13 protein-coding genes and 1 tRNA gene are annotated in these 15,755 nt (G+C 63.3%); 9 read left to right on the top strand and 5 right to left on the bottom strand.

The window, feature by feature from the left end:
- Positions 1-120 precede the first annotated feature (120 nt).
- From KJ624_02840 to KJ624_02830, 3 genes are all read right to left on the bottom strand, one after another.
- Positions 121-708, bottom strand: coding sequence for a phage integrase N-terminal SAM-like domain-containing protein (locus KJ624_02840; GenBank protein ID MBU2008777.1), 588 nt, complete (start codon positions 706-708; stop codon positions 121-123).
- 109 nt (positions 709-817) lie between these two features.
- Positions 818-893, bottom strand: a tRNA-Lys gene (locus KJ624_02835).
- 187 nt (positions 894-1,080) lie between these two features.
- Positions 1,081-2,724: an FAD-binding protein gene (locus KJ624_02830; GenBank protein ID MBU2008776.1), complete on the bottom strand. Its 1,644-nt coding sequence runs from the start codon at positions 2,722-2,724 to the stop codon at positions 1,081-1,083.
- A 302-nt stretch (positions 2,725-3,026) separates the two neighbouring features.
- Here KJ624_02830 and KJ624_02825 point away from each other — a divergent pair, with 302 nt between their 5' ends.
- The 9 genes from KJ624_02825 (at position 3,027) to KJ624_02785 (ending at position 13,317) form a co-directional block, all read left to right on the top strand.
- Positions 3,027-3,437, top strand: a complete 411-nt coding sequence (locus KJ624_02825) for an archease (protein ID MBU2008775.1) — start codon at positions 3,027-3,029, stop codon at positions 3,435-3,437.
- 12 nt (positions 3,438-3,449) lie between these two features.
- On the top strand, positions 3,450-4,907 hold the full coding sequence (locus tag KJ624_02820) for an RtcB family protein (GenBank protein ID MBU2008774.1): 1,458 nt from the start codon (positions 3,450-3,452) through the stop codon (positions 4,905-4,907).
- Entirely contained in the window at positions 4,904-5,506 is a 603-nt protein-coding gene (locus KJ624_02815) for a SagB/ThcOx family dehydrogenase (protein ID MBU2008773.1), read from the top strand. The genes KJ624_02820 and KJ624_02815 overlap by 4 nt, the downstream gene beginning before the upstream one ends.
- A gap of 26 nt (positions 5,507-5,532) precedes the next feature.
- Positions 5,533-7,989, top strand: a complete 2,457-nt coding sequence (locus KJ624_02810) for an efflux RND transporter periplasmic adaptor subunit (protein MBU2008772.1) — start codon at positions 5,533-5,535, stop codon at positions 7,987-7,989.
- A 10-nt stretch (positions 7,990-7,999) separates the two neighbouring features.
- Entirely contained in the window at positions 8,000-8,668 is a 669-nt protein-coding gene (locus KJ624_02805) for an ABC transporter ATP-binding protein (protein MBU2008771.1), read from the top strand.
- Positions 8,669-8,736: 68 nt separating this feature from the next.
- Positions 8,737-9,906: an ABC transporter permease gene (locus KJ624_02800; GenBank protein ID MBU2008770.1), complete on the top strand. Its 1,170-nt coding sequence runs from the start codon at positions 8,737-8,739 to the stop codon at positions 9,904-9,906.
- A 99-nt stretch (positions 9,907-10,005) separates the two neighbouring features.
- Positions 10,006-12,666, top strand: a complete 2,661-nt coding sequence (locus KJ624_02795) for a GAF domain-containing protein (GenBank protein MBU2008769.1) — start codon at positions 10,006-10,008, stop codon at positions 12,664-12,666.
- Positions 12,651-13,037 carry a response regulator gene (locus KJ624_02790; protein MBU2008768.1) on the top strand — a complete coding sequence of 129 codons (387 nt, stop codon included), beginning with the start codon at positions 12,651-12,653 and terminating at the stop codon, positions 13,035-13,037. Before KJ624_02795 ends, KJ624_02790 begins: the two co-directional genes overlap by 16 nt.
- Positions 13,030-13,317: a hypothetical protein gene (locus KJ624_02785; GenBank protein ID MBU2008767.1), complete on the top strand. Its 288-nt coding sequence runs from the start codon at positions 13,030-13,032 to the stop codon at positions 13,315-13,317. Before KJ624_02790 ends, KJ624_02785 begins: the two co-directional genes overlap by 8 nt.
- Positions 13,318-13,371: 54 nt before the next feature.
- Here KJ624_02785 and KJ624_02780 read toward each other — a convergent pair whose 3' ends face one another.
- Complete coding sequence (locus KJ624_02780) at positions 13,372-14,193, bottom strand: GGDEF domain-containing protein (GenBank protein ID MBU2008766.1); 822 nt, start codon at positions 14,191-14,193, stop codon at positions 13,372-13,374.
- The gene (gene cimA / locus KJ624_02775) at positions 14,178-15,752 is read right to left on the bottom strand and encodes a citramalate synthase (GenBank protein MBU2008765.1); all 1,575 of its coding nucleotides are present in this window, start codon (positions 15,750-15,752) and stop codon (positions 14,178-14,180) included. The genes KJ624_02780 and cimA overlap by 16 nt, the downstream gene beginning before the upstream one ends.
- Positions 15,753-15,755 lie beyond the last annotated feature (3 nt).

Genomic DNA, 15,755 nt, shown 5'->3' with positions numbered 1-15,755 from the left:
TTCAGAACGGCCCAAGGTCACCAACATGTCGTCCAGAAATCCCTTCAGTCGTTCCCGTTGCGCGCGTGTCGTATCCATGACCATAGTATGCGCTGAACATAAGGCCTTTGTCAAACATACTTAACGTAGTAGTACTAGGTCTGTGTCTTCAAGCCTCAGCCCTTCTAGCTCAGACCGCCTGACTCCCGTGTCCAGAAGAACAAGGATGTTTGCCTTGTTCCGGCTGCCGAGGAAGCGGGCGTTGTGCTCCCAGTCCCACTGGCACACGTCCAGCATCTGGCGGATTTCGTCTTCAGTATAGGGTTCGATTAGAGGTTTCTCAGGGCGGGGAGCATTGAAGCTGGCCAGGGGGGACTCATTGAGCATCCGCTCTCTAATCAACCAGGCAAAGAAAACCTTTAGGCTGCGATAGTAGTGTCTAAGTGTGGTCCTGGAGGCCTTTGGGCGGCATCTTTCCGAGCCGTTGCCCCCTATCCCCCACCTCTTCTCGGCACCGCCAACATACAGGAAGAAGTCTGCCAGATGCTCGGGGGTAATGTCTTGGACATCCTGAGGGTAACCCTCCTTCTGGCAATACCAGAGAAACCGCCTTAGGTTCCCCTCATAGAAGTCCACCGTTCTGGGGCTCTTGCCTTCCACCCGGCACCAGAGGGCAAAACGCCCCACGAGGGCCGAGAGCCCAGTTGCGACCTGAACTTTGACCACCATCTCATTTTGCGGGCGCCCCTCAACGACATGTTATCAGGTGCAACTCAGATTTGCACCCTATTTGCCTCTTTCAGGGGTTATCAGGTTTTGAGTCCCCTGGCCAAATCTGTGGTGACCCGCAGAGGACTCGAACCTCTAACCTGCTGATTAAGAGTCAGCTGCTCTACCAGTTGAGCTAGCGGGCCTAGTATGATTCTACTTTAATCCCCGCCTGCTATCAAGGCCCGGAGGGCTTGCCCCGCCACAGGGACTGGGGCCCGGCGATGGCCCAGCATGCCGGCGCGAGGAGGGAATCCGCCAATAGAAACGGGAGAGGCCTCAATCTTGAGGCCTCTCCCACCAGGCGATTACGCCTTAGCTAGAAGCTGGGTCCTACATCCAAGGGGTCAGGCCGGCAGCGTGTTTGCCCGCAACATAGCCGAAGGTCATACTTAGCCCAAGGGGGGTGCCACCCCAGGGATAGGCTACACCCGTCGCAGCAGCCATGGTGGCGCTTATGACGTAGAGTCTGGGAATGACCTTGCCCCAGACGTTGAGCACCTGGGCATTCCCGTTTGCCCTCAGACCGCCAGCAGTGCTACACATCCCTGGCCAGATTGCAGCCCCGTAGTAGGGCGGCGTCTCCAGCGGGGCAAGACAGGGGTTCTTGATGTCCGTCCGCTTCAGGTCACCGGCAGTCCACTTGTCAAAATCGGTCTCGCCTCGGTGCCAGAGAGGGTCAACCCCCTCCTTAGCGTTCCTGTTGAAGGTGTCCATTGTGCTCTTGAGCCCGGCGACATTTACCTTCAGGGCCGTGGCCAGGGCATCAAGGGTGTCAGCCTTTGTCATCCATGCGGGCACAGCCCCTACCGCTACTCCCGGCAAACCGTAGTACTTGGTATAGCCCGAATCGAAGAGGCAGAAAGAGGGAATGTTTCTCCACTCAAAAGTGCCCGTGTCGTAGGTGTAGAAAGCCCTCTCTGCCGGGTCATAGGCCGCGGACTCGTTGCCGATCCTTTCTCCGTGCTTATTTACTGTGACCGCGCCCGGTTTCCCCCTATACATCTGCCAGTCGCCTATCCCTGAATACGCATCGGGGACCGGTTTGAAGAAGGGCAGCCCAAAGCACTCATTCATGTTCCTCAGGTCCGCCCCCAGTGCCATAGCCATCAAATGCCCGTCTCCCGTGCATTCGGCTCTAGAGTTGGCGGCGTGGATGGGCGCCCGTAGGAAGTGGAGCACCATCTCCCTGTTGTGCTCAAAGCCACCCGTGCCGATGATGACGGCGCGCCTGGCCTTGATTGTTATCTCCTTGCCCTCGGATTCAGCTATTATCCCGATAACCTCGCCTGCGGCATTGGTGATAAGCCTCCTGCCCGGCGTTTTTAGCATGACCTCAATACCGCGCTTATCTATGGCCTCTTTCAAGCTCTTGGAAAGCCCTCCCCCAGCGCCAACTTTGTCCTCCCGCAGAATACTAATCTTGTGGTCCGCGTGGACAGTACCCTCATAGGGATAGTAGTCCGCGAAACCCGGGGTGGGTGATGCACTGCGCTGCCATACAAAACCGGCCCTGTCTCGCAGCCATTCAGCCGCCACATTGGCGTTATCTATGAAGGCGGCCATCAGCTCCTCTGAGGCCTGGCCCTCGGCGGCCCTTCTAAGATAGGTGAGGGCCTTTTCCCTGGTGACAGCAATACCAGCCTGCTTCATGAGATAGTTATTGGGGACGGCCACCCCGCCGCCTGTTATGCGGGTGGTGCCGCCAAATTCGGCTGCCTTCTCCAGTATCAGGACCTTGGCACCGCCATCATGGGCCACCAGGGCAGCCGTAGCGCCTATCCCCGTCCCCAGGACCACCACATCGGCTTCCCTGTCCCACTTCTGGGGCTCCGGAGTTGCTGAGGCAGGCGCAACTGGTGTAAGAGGCACACAGCTGGCCAGTGCCCCCACAGCGGCCACCCCGGCAACACCGGCGGCCCCCTTGACGAACTCCCTTCGCGTTGTTCCTTTCTGCCCCTGCTTGACTGAACTCATCCTTATTTCTCTCCTTTAGTGAAATTGTTCACCAACCAGTCAGTATAAGGTACGGGCTAGATAATAGTCAATAAAAAAATGATTCCAATTAGTTACAATGACGTCTTCGCTGGTGACACAGCCCCTGGCTTCCGGTCCGGGACTCCCGTTTCCCTCAACCGGCGGAGTTGGGACGCTTGGGGGCCACCAGGGGGTTGGGCTGGCTCCGTAATGCCGGGTGATACGCTTGCGGTTTTGGCCAGTCTAAACCTGCAGCTCCCTTCCGGGCTGCCCCCTCCCCCCTGTTAAGCTATAATGTCCATGTGGGGTTTGAGGTCATAGAGCACACCGCTGATATAGGCATTGTGGCCCATGGCAAGGGGCTGGAGGAGGCCTTCGCCAGCGCCGCCCTGGGCCTCTTCAGCCTGATAACCGACCCGGAGACCGTGAAGGAGATAACCAGCCGGGAGCTGGTATTGCAGGCCGAAGACCCGGAGGGGCTCCTGGTGGAGTGGCTCAACGGGCTCATATACCTCTTTGATGTGGAGAACCTGCTTTTCTCCCGCTTTGAGTTCCAGGAGTTTCAGCCCACCCGCCTTGTGGCCCGGGCCTACGGCGAGAAGGCCGACCTTTCCCGCCACCCCATCAAGATTGGGGTCAAGGCGGCAACCCACCACATGCTCAAGGTAGAGAAGGGGGACGGCTACCGGGTCCAGGTCCTGTTTGACATCTAGAAAGGAGGGACCATGCCTCGCTGGGAGGGGCCCCTGAAGAAAAGGGACGACTATCGCTGGGAAATACCCCAGAGCTACAAGCCGGGGATGCTGGTCCCCGGCCTCATCTACTCCTCCGAGGCCTTGCTGGAAGAGACAAAAGAGGAGCAGGCGCTGGAGCAGGTGGCCAATGTGGCCTTTCTCCCCGGGATAGTAAGCTACTCCATGGCCATGCCCGATATCCACTGGGGCTACGGCTTCCCCATCGGGGGGGTGGCCGCCATGAGGGCCAGGGACGGTGTCATCTCCCCTGGCGGGGTGGGCTATGACATCAACTGCGGGGTCCGCCTCCTCACCACCAGTCTGTCCCGGGAGGAGGTCCAGCCCAAGATTGAAGAGCTGGTCAACCGCCTCTACAGCGATATCCCTTCAGGGCTGGGGACCTCGGGGCGGATAAGGGTGGACAAGAGGGAGCTGGACAAGGTCCTGCTCCACGGGGCCCGCTGGGCGGTGGAGAAGGGCTACGGCTGGGCGGAAGACCTGGAGGCCACAGAAGAAAGCGGTGCCATGAAGGGGGCCGACCCGGACAGGGTCAGTGCCCGGGCCAAAGACCGGGGTCTGCCCCAGATAGGCACCCTGGGCTCCGGTAACCACTTCCTGGAGGTGGGGGTCCTGGAGGAGGTCTACGACCCGGCGGCCGCCAGGGCCATGGGCATTGAGCGGGTGGGGCAAGTCCTGCTCCTTATCCACTCCGGCTCCCGGGGCCTGGGCCACCAGGTATGTGATGACTACCTGAAAGTGATGGAGGAGGCTGCCCGCCGCTACGGCATACAGCTCCCCGACCGCCAGTTGGCCTGTGCCCCCTTCTCCTCGCCCGAGGGCCAGAGCTACTTCGCCGCCATGGCTTCTGCCGCCAACTACGCCTGGGCCAACCGCCAGGCCATGGCCCACTGGGCCAGGGAGAGCTTCAGCCAGGTCTTCAAGAGAAGCCCCCAGGAGCTGGGGATGAGGATGGTCTATGATGTGGCCCACAACATCGCCAAGGTGGAAGAGCACAGGGTCGACGGACAGAAGCTCACCCTGGTGGTCCACCGCAAGGGGGCCACACGGGCCTTCCCCCCTGGACACCCCGACGTCCCTGCCCGCTACCAGAAAGTGGGACAGCCGGTGCTTATCCCTGGAGATATGGGCCGGTATTCCTTTGTGGCCGTGGGCACAGAGCAGGGGATGAAGGAGGCCTTCGGCTCCACCTGCCACGGGGCGGGGAGGCTGCAGAGCCGGGCCGCCGCTAAGAGGAGCCTGAGGGGACATGATGTGGCCCAGGAGCTGGCCCGCCGGGGCATCACGGTAAAAACAGGGAGCTGGTCCGGCCTGGCCGAGGAGTTCTCCAGCGCCTACAAGGATGTGGCCCAGGTGGTGGAGGTGGCCCACAACGCCGGCCTCTCCCGCAAGGTGGCCAAGGCCCGCCCCATCGGGGTAGTAAAGGGGTGAACCCCGTCCCCCTCCCCCCTCCCGCCACCACCGGGATCCTTTCGGTGGAGACGGCCATTTCCCGCCGCCGCTCCCTCCGGCGCTACTCCCCCCAGCCCCTCACCCTGGCCCAGCTAGGGCAGGTCCTCTGGGCATGCCAGGGCCTCACCAGCGGCTGGAAGAGGGCCGTCCCCTCCGCCGGGGCCACCTATCCCCTGGAGCTCTATGGGGTCGTGGGCAAAGACGGGGTGGAGGGCCTGGCAGAAGGCATCTACCACTATGAGCCGGAAGCCCACGCCCTCCACCTTCTCGCCAGCGGGGACAAGAGGGCAGAGCTGGCCGCCGCCGCCCTGAACGAGAGGTTCCTCCGGGAGGCGCCGGTGGACCTGGTGGTCTGCGCCATCTACGAGAGGACCACGGCCCAGTACGGCAAGAGGGGGGAGATGTATGTCCACTTTGAGGTGGGACACATAGGACAGAATGTCCACCTCCAGGCCCTGGCCCTGGGCCTGGGCACCGTGATGGTGGGGGCCTTTGATGACGAGGAGGTCTCCCGCGTCCTGGGCCTGGAAAAAGCTACCCGACCCCTGTATATTATGCCCCTGGGTCGGCCCCGCTAGCTTCTAGGGAGGTTATCATCAATAATATGATGGCTATAAGCAAGAAGGTCTGTGTTCTTCTCCTCCTCCTTTCCCTGGCCGGGCTCTTTTCCTGCCGGATTTTTCGCCCCGCTCCCACCCCCACCCCCACCGCCCAGGAGGTGGAGGTCAGGCGGGGCAATCTGGAGGTCATGGTCATGGCCAGCGGCAACCTCAACCTGCCCAACCAGCAGAAGCTGGCCTTCGCCAGCCCCGGCAACCTGCAGGAGCTCCTGGCGGAGGTGGGCCAGGAGGTAAGGAAAGGGCAGGTGCTTGCCCGCCTGGAGATGGCCCCCCTGGAAGGGGCCGTCCGCCAGGCCGAGGCCAACCTGGCAAATGCCCGCTATGCCCTGGATAAGGCCGAAAACCCCTATAAAGATGCCGATATCGCCCGCGCCCAGGCCCAGGTCGCCTCCGCCAAGGCCGCCCTCGCCTCAGCCCAGGACGCACTGGACAAAGCCAAAGACCCCTACAAGGAGTCCGATACCGCCCGCGCCCAGGCCCAGGTCGCCTCCGCCAAGGCCGCCCTCGCCTCGGCCCAGGACTCACTGGACAGAGCCAAGGACCCTTATGAGGAGTCCGATACCGCCCGCGCCCAGGCCCAGGTCGCCTCAGCCAAGGCCACCCTCGCCTCAGCCCAGGACGCACTGGACAGGGCCAGAGACCCCTATAAACAGTCCGATATAGCCCGGGCCGAGGCTGCCGTGAACACCGCCCAGGCTTCTCTCCTGGCGGCCCGGGATGCCCAGCTCCGGCTGGAAAATCCCCCGGAGGAGGACCTTACGGGGGGCAGAAACGCAGTGGCCCTGGCCCAAGAAGCCCTCCTGGCCGCAGAGAAAGAGGTGGAAGCCACCGGGAAGGCCTGGTCCAGGACCGTGAAGGACGGCGAGGAGAAACTGGCCGAGGCCAGGAAGGCCTACCAGGACCTCCTCATGAAGAACTACGGCATGTTCCTCCTGGAGGAGACCATCTATGTTGACCCCAGGGTGGCCCTTGGCCTTGAATCAGTCCCCGATTCCGTGGACAAGGCCTGGAAAGCCCTGTTGAAGGCCAGGGACGACCTGGAGGTCACCCGCCTCCAGCAGGCCAGGGCAGAAGCTGCCGCCAAGAACAGCCTCTCCCGGGCCCAGGAGGCCCTGAGACAGGCCCAGGAGAACCTCTCCCTGCTGGAGAACCCCGACCCCCTGGAGATAGAACGCCTGAACTTCCAGTTTATCGCCGCCCAGGCCTCCCTCAAGCAGGCTCAGGCCCAGCTTGGAGATATCCTCTCAGGCGCTGACCCCAAAGATGTCAAGCTCAGAGAAGAGCAGCTGGCCTCTGCCCAGGTCTCCCTCACCTCCGCCCAGGCCCAGCTTGACGATATCCTCGCCGGGGCTGACCCCAAGGATGTCAAGCTCAGGGAGGAACAGCTGGCCTCTGCCCAGGCCTCCCTCGCCTCCGCCCAGGCCCAGCTTGGCGATATCCTCTCAGGCGCTGACCCCAAAGATGTCAAGCTCAGAGAAGAGCAGCTGGCCTCTGCCCAGGCCTCCCTCGTCTCTGCCCAGGCCCAGCTTGACGATATCCTCGCCGGGGCTGACCCCAAGGATGTCAGGCTCAGGGAGGAACAGCTGGCCTCCGCCCAGGCCTCCCTCACCTCCGCCCAGGCCGGGCTCGACGATATCCTCTCAGGCGCTGACCCCAAGGATGTCAAGCTCAGGGAGGAACAGCTGGCCTCCGCCCAGGCCTCCCACGCCTCCGCCCAGGCCCAGCTCAACGATATCCTCAAAGGCCCCGACCTGAAGGAGGTAGAGCTACGGGAGGCCCAGCTAAGGGCGGCCCAGGACTCCCTGGACCAGGCCAGGGAGAGCCTGTCCAGGGCCACCATCACCGCCCCGTTTGACGGGGTGGTGGCGGCCACCAATTTCAGGGCGGGGGAATATGCCCCGGCCAATGCCGCCGTCTTTGTCCTGGTGGATACCTCCCGTCTGGAGGTGGAGGCCCTGGTGGATGAGCAGGATATCCCCAAAATCCGCCCCGGCCAGGAGGCCAGGACTGTCCTTGACGCCCTGCCCACCGTAACTTTCCAGGGCCAGGTCAAAGCCATTGCTCCCCTGGCCCAGCGCCAGGCCGGGTTGATAAACTACCGCGTCCTCCTCTCCCTTGAGGGCCCCAGGTCTCCTGATGGAGCCGTCCAGGCCGGTATCACCCTACGGGAGGGCCTCACTGTCACAGCCGAAATCCTGGTGGACAAGAGGGAGAATGTACTCCTGGTGCCCAACCGGGCCCTTTCCCGCCGCGGCCAGGAGAGGGTGGTGAAGGTGGTGGCAGGGGAGAGGTTGGAGGAGAGGGTAGTGGTAGCAGGCCCCTCCGACGGGGATTACACCGAGATTACCTCAGGCCTGAAGGAGGGAGAGAAGGTCCAGGTGGAGTCATCCCGCTCCACCCCTACCCCTTCCTCCGGGGGCGGGCTTTTCTTCGGCCGGTAGGCTATCCGGCATGATTGAGATGGAGGGCATCACCAAGGTCTACCATCTGGGGCGGGGGCAGGTGCTTGCCCTCCAGGGGGTGAGTCTGAAGATTGAGCGGGGAGAGATGGCAGCCATCATGGGCCCTTCCGGTTCCGGCAAGTCCACCCTGATGAACATAATAGGCTGCCTGGACCGTCCTACCTCTGGGAGCTACCGCCTGGATGGGGAAGAGGTGAGCCGCCTTTCCGATGATGCCCTGGCCTCGGTGAGGAACCGGAAGCTGGGCTTTGTCTTCCAGACCTATAACCTCCTGCCCCGCACCAGCGCCCTGAGCAATGTGCAGCTGCCCCTCATCTATGCCGGGAAAGGGGGTCGGCGGGGACTGGCCTGGGAGGCCCTGAAGAAGGTGGGGCTGGCCCAGCGGGCCGACCATCGCCCCAATGAGCTTTCCGGCGGGGAACAGCAAAGGGTGGCCATCGCCCGGGCCCTGATAAACAGGCCCTCCCTGCTCTTGGCCGATGAGCCCACGGGGAACCTGGACAGCCGCACCGGGGAGGATATCCTGAAGCTCTTTGAGGACCTCCACCGGAAGGAGGGGCTCACCATTGTCCTGGTAACTCACGAAAGGGATATCGCCCTCCGGGCCCAGAGGCGTTTCTTCATCCGGGACGGAATCCTGCGGGAGGAGAAGGGGTGAGGGCTGGTGATGTCTTCTTCATTGCCCTGAGGGGTCTGGCCGCCCACCGGTTGCGCTCCTCCCTCACCATGCTGGGGATAGTCATCGGCGTCGCCTCCGTCATCTCCCTTCTGGCCCTGGGCAGCGGTGCCCAGCAGATGGTAGCCGGCCAGATTCAGGGCCTGGGCAGCAACCTCCTCTGGGTCTATCCCGGCCCGCCGACGGAGATGGGCATGAGGGGTCTGGTGGGAACCGGCTCCAGCCTCACCCTGGAAGATGCCCGAGCCCTCATGGACCCGGAGAGGGCCCCTTCGGTAGCGGCCGTGGCCCCCCAGGTCAACACCACCGTCCCGGTAGTGGCCGGGGGACTGAATACCACCACCTTCGTCCGGGGGGTGACCCCGGAGTACGTCCAGGTGCGCAATTACTCCCTGGCGGAAGGGGACTTCTTCACCCCTCAGCAGGAGGAATCCAGGGCGAGGGTTGCGGTCCTGGGGAACCAGGTAGCCCAGACCCTCTTCCCCGATGGCGATGCCTTGGAGCAGTGGCTCCGGGTGGGGCCCCTCCGCCTGCGGGTCATCGGCGTGCTGGAGAGCAAAGGGGGGGCCATGGGAATGGAGGATGACCTGGTCCTGGTCCCCATCACCACCTTCCAGGCAGGGCTGGCCCGCCAGACGACTGCCGGGGGGGAACTCTCCCTCCAGGTCATCACCGTCCAGGTAGCTGACCGCCAGCTGGTAGAACAGGCCAAGGAAGAGGTGAGGGCCATCCTCCTAGAGCGCCACGGCTCCTCCGAGGAGGAGGACTTCAGCATCATCAGCCAGGAGGATGTGCTCCAGATAGTGGGCCAGGTGACGGGCATCTTCACCATTTTCCTGGGAGCCATCGCCGGTATCTCCCTGCTGGTGGGGGGCATCGGCATCATGAACATCATGCTGGTCTCCGTCACCGAGCGCACCCGGGAGATAGGTATCCGCAAAGCGGTGGGGGCCAAGCGGCGCCATATTATGCTCCAGTTCCTTCTGGAGGCCACCTTCCTCAGCCTGGCGGGGGGCATAGTCGGCATCCTCCTGGGGATGGGCCTCTCCGGCCTGGTCTCCGGCATCAGGATGGGCGAGGTGGCCCTTCAGCCCGCCGTCACCCTGCCCGTAGTCCTTCTGTCCTTCTCCCTGTCCGCCGCCATCGGCATCTTCTTCGGTTTCTACCCCGCCTCCCGTGCCGCCCGTCTGGACCCCATCCAGGCCCTCCGGTACGAATAGGCCCCCTTTCCCCACCCGAATGTCCCCCCCTGAAGGGGACTAAAGGGTCATAGGCGGGGGGGACCATTCTGGCAGAATAGGCCTAGGAAAGATGTCCCGATGAAACGGCAGTGGGTTGCGTTCCCCTCGGGGCTGGAGGGGAAGTTGGTCGTTATTGTCTTTCTGGGTATTACCCTCTTCTTCTGGGTGCTCTATTTTGGAGGGCTCTGGATGGCCCAGGAGACAATGGGGCAGGGCCTGGCAGAAGGGCTGGATTCCCTTCTCTCCTGGTGGAGGTGGGGGAGAGTCCTGGCGGGGCTGGGCTTTGCGGGGGTACTGGCCCTGGCTTGGTTTGCCATCCACAGGATGTCCACCCCGATGAAGAGGCTCACCTCCGCCGCCCAGGTCCTGGCCCGGGGGGGCCTGGAGACCCCCATCCCCACCACCGGCCTGGGGGAGGCAGAGACCCTGGCCCAGGCCCTGGAGACAATGCGGCAGAGGCTCCATGAGGCACAGCAGGAACTGAAGGGCTGGGGCGACATGCTGGAGACCAAGGTAAAGGAAAGGACCAGGGAGCTTTCCACCCTATACGAGGTGTCCACCATTCTGGGGTCGGGGCAGGAGCTGAGAGAGAGGCTGAAACAGGCCCTGGCCCGGCTGGTGCCCAACAACTCCACCCTGGCCCTTGTCGCCCTGCTGGACAGGAAGGAGCAGCGCCTGAGAGTCCTGGCTGCTCACGGGGCCAGGGAGGAGGGGACCCAGGGCCTGGAAATAGACCTGATGGACCTCCCCCCAACCCTGGCCCAGGCCGTTACCCAGGGCAAGGGAACCCTTATCTTCACCGAGCCTTCCCTCATACCGGAAAAGCTAAAAGCCATGCCCCTCTTTAAGGACAAGCGGACCCTGGTCATTATCCCCCTGATGGCCAACCAGGAGGCCCTGGGCTCCGTAATCCTCACCGGCCCTCATACCCTGGCCTTCACCGCCGAGGAGTTCCGCCTTCTGGGCACCTTCGCTTCCAACACAGCTATGGCAATCCGCCATGCCATCTCCTATGAAGAGCTAAAAGAAAAGACGGAGCAGCTTTCCGCCACCTGGGAGATAGCCAAGGTCCTCATCTCCAGCCTCAAGATAGAAGAGGGGTTCATGGCCTTTGCCCGGGAAGTGAAACGCCTGGTGGACCTGGAGCGGGCCGAGGCTGTACTGGAAGAGGGGAACGGCGAGATAACAGAGATGGCCCTGGACCTGGGGCAGGGGGTGCTGGAAAAGGGGGAGGAGGAGATAAGGGCCCTGAAGAAGACCCCCCTGGAATGGCTGAAAGTCCACCGCAAGCCCCATCTCATCCTGGACCTCAAGCTGGAGGACCACTTCCCCATAGACCAGGTCTATGCCCAGCGGGGATATCGCTCCGTCCTGCGCCTGCCCCTCGTGACCCGGGACACAGTGTGGGGCTACCTGGCCCTTCTCAGTTGCCACCCCCAGGCCTTCGGCCTCCGAGAGATACAGGTGCTGGAGCCCGTCATTGCCCAGCTGACAGTAGCTACCGAGAACTACCGGCTGTTTCAGGGCCAGGGGCGCCACCTGGAGAGGCTGACGCTCCTCTCCGAGCTCCTCACGCGGCTGGGTTCTAATCTGTCCCTGGAGGACGCGGTTGAAAATGTCCTGCGCAGCGCCCGGCAGCTCCTTGGGGGCGGGGAGGCCATCTTTTCCCTTTACGACCCCCAGACTCATGAACTGCGCTCCAGCTCCTTCCTGGACAGCCAGGGCTCTTTCCAGTTCCAGGCCAGCCCCCACATCAACCCCTCCGAAGCCACCAACAGGGTGGTGTATCTCACCGGACAGCCCATCGTCTACCCCGGCTCGGAGACATCCCCGCTGGAGGCCGGGGCCGGCTCTCTGATAGCGGTGCCCGTCCTTCTCGGGACCACCCCCCTGGGGGTCCTTACCCTGTATTTTCCCGACCCCCATCCCTTTGGCCAGGAGGACATCCAGCTCCTGTTCACCCTGGGGCGGGCGGCGGCGGTAGCCGTGCATAATGCCCGCCTCTTTGCCCAGGTAGGGGAGGTGGAGGCCCTGCGCCACCTCAGCAGACTTAAGACAGAATTTGTCTCCCGGGTCTCCCACGAGCTCCGCTCCCCCCTCACCATGCTGGTGGGCTACTCCGAGCTCATGATAAAGAAGGAGCAGGTCCCCGCCAAGCTCCAGCCCATGGTGCAACGCATCTATGACCAGGCCAGGCACATGACCACTATCGTGGACGACCTGCTGGATATCTCCCGCATTGAGACGGGGACCCTGGAGCTGAAAAGTGAGAATGTTGACCTCAACAGGCTGATTGAGGCCTGTGTCAACGACTACCAGGCTTCCTGCCTCAAGCACTCCTTTGATGCCTGCCTGAAAGAGATACAACTGGTGGAGATAGACCCCGCCCGCATCTCCCAGGTCCTGCGCAACCTGCTGAGCAATGCTGTTAAGTACTCCCCCAGGGGGGGCACCATCCGGGTCTCCTCCCGGAGAAACGGGGCCGGGGTGATAGTGAGTGTCTCGGACGAAGGCATCGGCATCCCCAGGGAGGAGCAGGAGAGAATCTTTGAGAAGTTCTACCGGGGCAAAAGCGAACAAGTAGGCAGGGTTCGGGGGACAGGCCTGGGCCTGAGCATCTCCAAACACCTGGTGGAGGCCCACGGAGGCCGCATCTGGCTGGAGAGCCGGGCGGGCCAGGGCTCCACCTTCTTCTTCTCCATCCCTGTAAGAAAAGGGGGCGAATGCACCGAATACTGATAGTGGACGATGACCCGGACATAAGGACGCTGGTGGCCGTCACCCTGGGGGACAGCCACACCATCGTGGAGGCCGCTGACGGCATGGACGCCCTTTGCCTGGCCAAGAAGGAAGCTTTTGACCTGGTCCTTCTGGATGTGATGATGCCCGGGATGGACGGCTTTGAAGCCTGCCGCCAGCTCAAGGGGGACCCTTTGACCACCAATACCCCCGTCATAATGCTCACCGCAAGGGGCACCAGGGAGGACCTGGAAAGGGGGAGGGAGGCAGGGGCCGACGACTATTTCGTCAAGCCCTTCAGCCCCATCGCCCTCCTGGACAAGATTGCCCAGGTCCTGGAAAGGGGCCGAAGGGAGAAGGCCAGTGGCTGATAGGGCCGAAAACAGGCCCCAAGGCTCGAGCCCGGAGCAGATGAGGGTCTATGCCCGGGAACTCCACCAGCTCTACCGGGCCGAGCACCAGGCCCGCCAGGAACTGGAGGCCAGAACCCAGACCCTGGAACAAAAGGTGAGGGAACTGGCCGCCCTGAACCAGCTCTCCCAGACCCAGATCTGCCAGAACCTCCAGGCCCAGGAGGCCCTCCAGGACCTGTTGTCCCAGCTCAAGACCCTGGTAGCCCAGGCCGAAGCCCCACCGGGAAAAAAGACCTGAGGCCCTGACCAGAGCCGCACCCGACCCCCGGCCCTTGTCCCAGGGCCGGACAGGTTAGACCAGCCGGGTCTTGGCCCTGACGAGGGCCTGGTCGGCGGCGGAAAGGATCTGGGCCGGGCCCTCCCCGTCCTGGGGAAAGGTGGCTACCCCGTAGCCAAAGGCGGGGAGGGGGTACTCCTCACCCCCTGCGGAAAAGCAGGAGCGAGAAAAGACGCCCGTCAACCGGCCCATGGCCCTCTCAGCCTCCTGGGCCGAGACCTCGGGCATGAGGAGGACGAACTCATCCCCCCCGTAGCGGGCCACCCCGTCGCCCACCCTCAGGTTGTCCCGGAACAGCCGGGCCACGGCCTTCAGGGCCTCGTCCCCCACCACATGGCCGTAGCGGTCGTTGATTTCCTTCAGACCGTGGGTGTCCACCAGCACCAGGGAAAAGGGACGCCCCTTTCTCCGGGCCCGGGCCAGCTCCTCCTCCAGGCGCTTCTCCAGGTAGTTCCGGTTATAGACCCCGGTTAGGCTGTCCACCAGGCCCTCCTGCTGAGCCTTTTCCAGGGCCTCCAGCGCCTGCCCCAGGAGCCGGGCCAGCCCCCCCAGAAGCTCCCGCTCACCCGGGGAGAGGACCCGGTCCCCCTTTTCCAGGACCAGATAGCCCCGCAGCCTGCGCCCCGATTTCAGGTGAAAGACCACGCTGGAAGGCATCTTCCGGGGCAGGTTCCCCCCGGTAATCTTCAGTCCGGAAAGGCGGCCACGGGAGGCCAACAGTTCCAGCTTCCTGCCCCTTTTGAGGAAAAGGGCAGTGTGAGGATAGCCCAGCCCCTTCAGGGTAAAGAGGGCACCATTACAGAGGTCCGACAGGGGGTCCTTCAGGCCCTTTTCCACAGCCAGTATTCCAGGCTATCGGTCAGGGCCTGCCAGCTGGCCTCAATGATGTTGGGAGAGGCCCCCACCGTCCGCCACTCCGCCTCCCCATCGCTGGACTCAATGAGCACCCTCACCTGGGCCGCCGTTCCCGCGCTCTCCTCCAGGATGCGCACCTTGTAGTCCACCAGCTTAACCCTCTCCAGGGCGGGGTAGAAGCGGACCAGGGCCTTCCTCAAGGCCGCGTCCAGGGCATTGACAGGGCCGTTCCCCTCGGCGGCGGTGTGGACCAGCTCCCCCTCCACCTTCACCTTGACCATGGCCTCGGCCAGCAGGCCCTCCTCCCCCGCCTGGGGGGGACGGCGGCGCTTTTCCACCACCACCAGGAAGTCCACCAGCTCAAAGGGGGGTTTGTATCCCGGCTGCGCCCGGTGGAGGAGCAGTTCAAAGGAGGCCTCGGCCCCATCATACTGAAAGCCCTGGCTCTCCAGGGCCTTTATGCGCTCCACGACCTTCTGTGCCTCCACCTCCTCCAGGCGCTCAAACCCCTTCTCCCTGGCCTTGAAAAGGATGCTGCTGCGGCCCGAGAGCTCCGAGACCAGCACGCGGGGGTGGTTGCCCACCAGGGCGGGGTCTATATGCTGATAGCTCCGGTCCCACTTCATCATGGCGGAGACATGGAGCCCCGCCTTGTGGGCAAAGGAGGAGGCCCCCACATAGGGCAGGTGGGCATCGGGGGCCAGGTTGGCTATCTCGCTGACATAGCGGGATACCTCGGTGAGCCGGGAGAGCTGGGCCTTGCTGAGGCAGTCTATCCCCAGCTTCAACTTGAGGGCGGGGATGATGGAGCAGAGGTTGGCATTGCCGCAGCGTTCCCCGTAGCCATTGATTGTCCCCTGCACCTGGACTGCCCCCGCCATCACCGCTGCCAGGCTGTTGGCCACCGCCACCTCGCCGTCATTGTGGGCATGGATGCCCAGGGGGACCCCGATTCTCAGGGCAGCCTTCACCCCGGCTTCTATCTCGTGGGGCAACGACCCGCCGTTGGTATCGCAGAGGACCAGGACCTCCGCCCCCGCCCCGGCCGCCGTCCTCAGGGCCTCAAGAGCATAGCCGGGATTGTCCTTATAGCCCTCAAAGAAGTGCTCGGCATCAAGAAAGACCCTCAGGCCCCGGCCCCTCAAAAAGGCCACCGAGTCACGGACCATGCTCAGGTTTTCCTCAAGAGAGGTCTCCAGCACCTGGGTCACCTGGAGGGCCCAGGCCTTCCCCACCAGGCAGGCCACCCCCACCCCCGCCCCCAGGATGGCCAGGAGGTTGGCATCCTCCTCGGCTTTTGTCCCTGGCCGGCGGGTGGAGCCGAAGGCCACCAGGGCGACCTGGGCCAGCTTCAGCCCCCGGGCCTTCCTGAAGAACTCCTCCTCCTTGGGGTTAGAGCCCGGCCAGCCCCCCTCAACAAAGGGGATGCCCAGCTCGTCCAGCTTCTTCGCAATCTTGAGCTTGTCCTCCACCGAGAAGGACAGCCCCTCCCGCTGGGCCCCATCCCTGAGGGTGGTGTCGTAGATAAAGACCTGTGTCAAGAA

Source organism: Chloroflexota bacterium (assembly GCA_018825785.1).
Lineage (GTDB): Bacteria > Chloroflexota > Dehalococcoidia > JACVQG01 > JAHKAY01 > JAHKAY01.
The sequence above is the reverse complement of the archived record's forward strand: the minus strand, read 5'-3'. Positions and strand labels throughout refer to the sequence as shown.

Coding starts and splice junctions, on each gene's coding strand:
- KJ624_02840 (MBU2008777.1), bottom strand. CDS start 708: ATGGTGGTCAAAGTTCAGGTCGCAACTGGGCTCTCGGCCCTCGTGGGG.
- KJ624_02830 (MBU2008776.1), bottom strand. CDS start 2,724: ATGAGTTCAGTCAAGCAGGGGCAGAAAGGAACAACGCGAAGGGAGTTC.
- KJ624_02820 (MBU2008774.1), top strand. CDS start 3,450: ATGCCTCGCTGGGAGGGGCCCCTGAAGAAAAGGGACGACTATCGCTGG.
- KJ624_02810 (MBU2008772.1), top strand. CDS start 5,533: ATGATGGCTATAAGCAAGAAGGTCTGTGTTCTTCTCCTCCTCCTTTCC.
- KJ624_02805 (MBU2008771.1), top strand. CDS start 8,000: ATGATTGAGATGGAGGGCATCACCAAGGTCTACCATCTGGGGCGGGGG.
- KJ624_02800 (MBU2008770.1), top strand. CDS start 8,737: ATGCTGGGGATAGTCATCGGCGTCGCCTCCGTCATCTCCCTTCTGGCC.
- KJ624_02795 (MBU2008769.1), top strand. CDS start 10,006: ATGAAACGGCAGTGGGTTGCGTTCCCCTCGGGGCTGGAGGGGAAGTTG.
- KJ624_02790 (MBU2008768.1), top strand. CDS start 12,651: ATGCACCGAATACTGATAGTGGACGATGACCCGGACATAAGGACGCTG.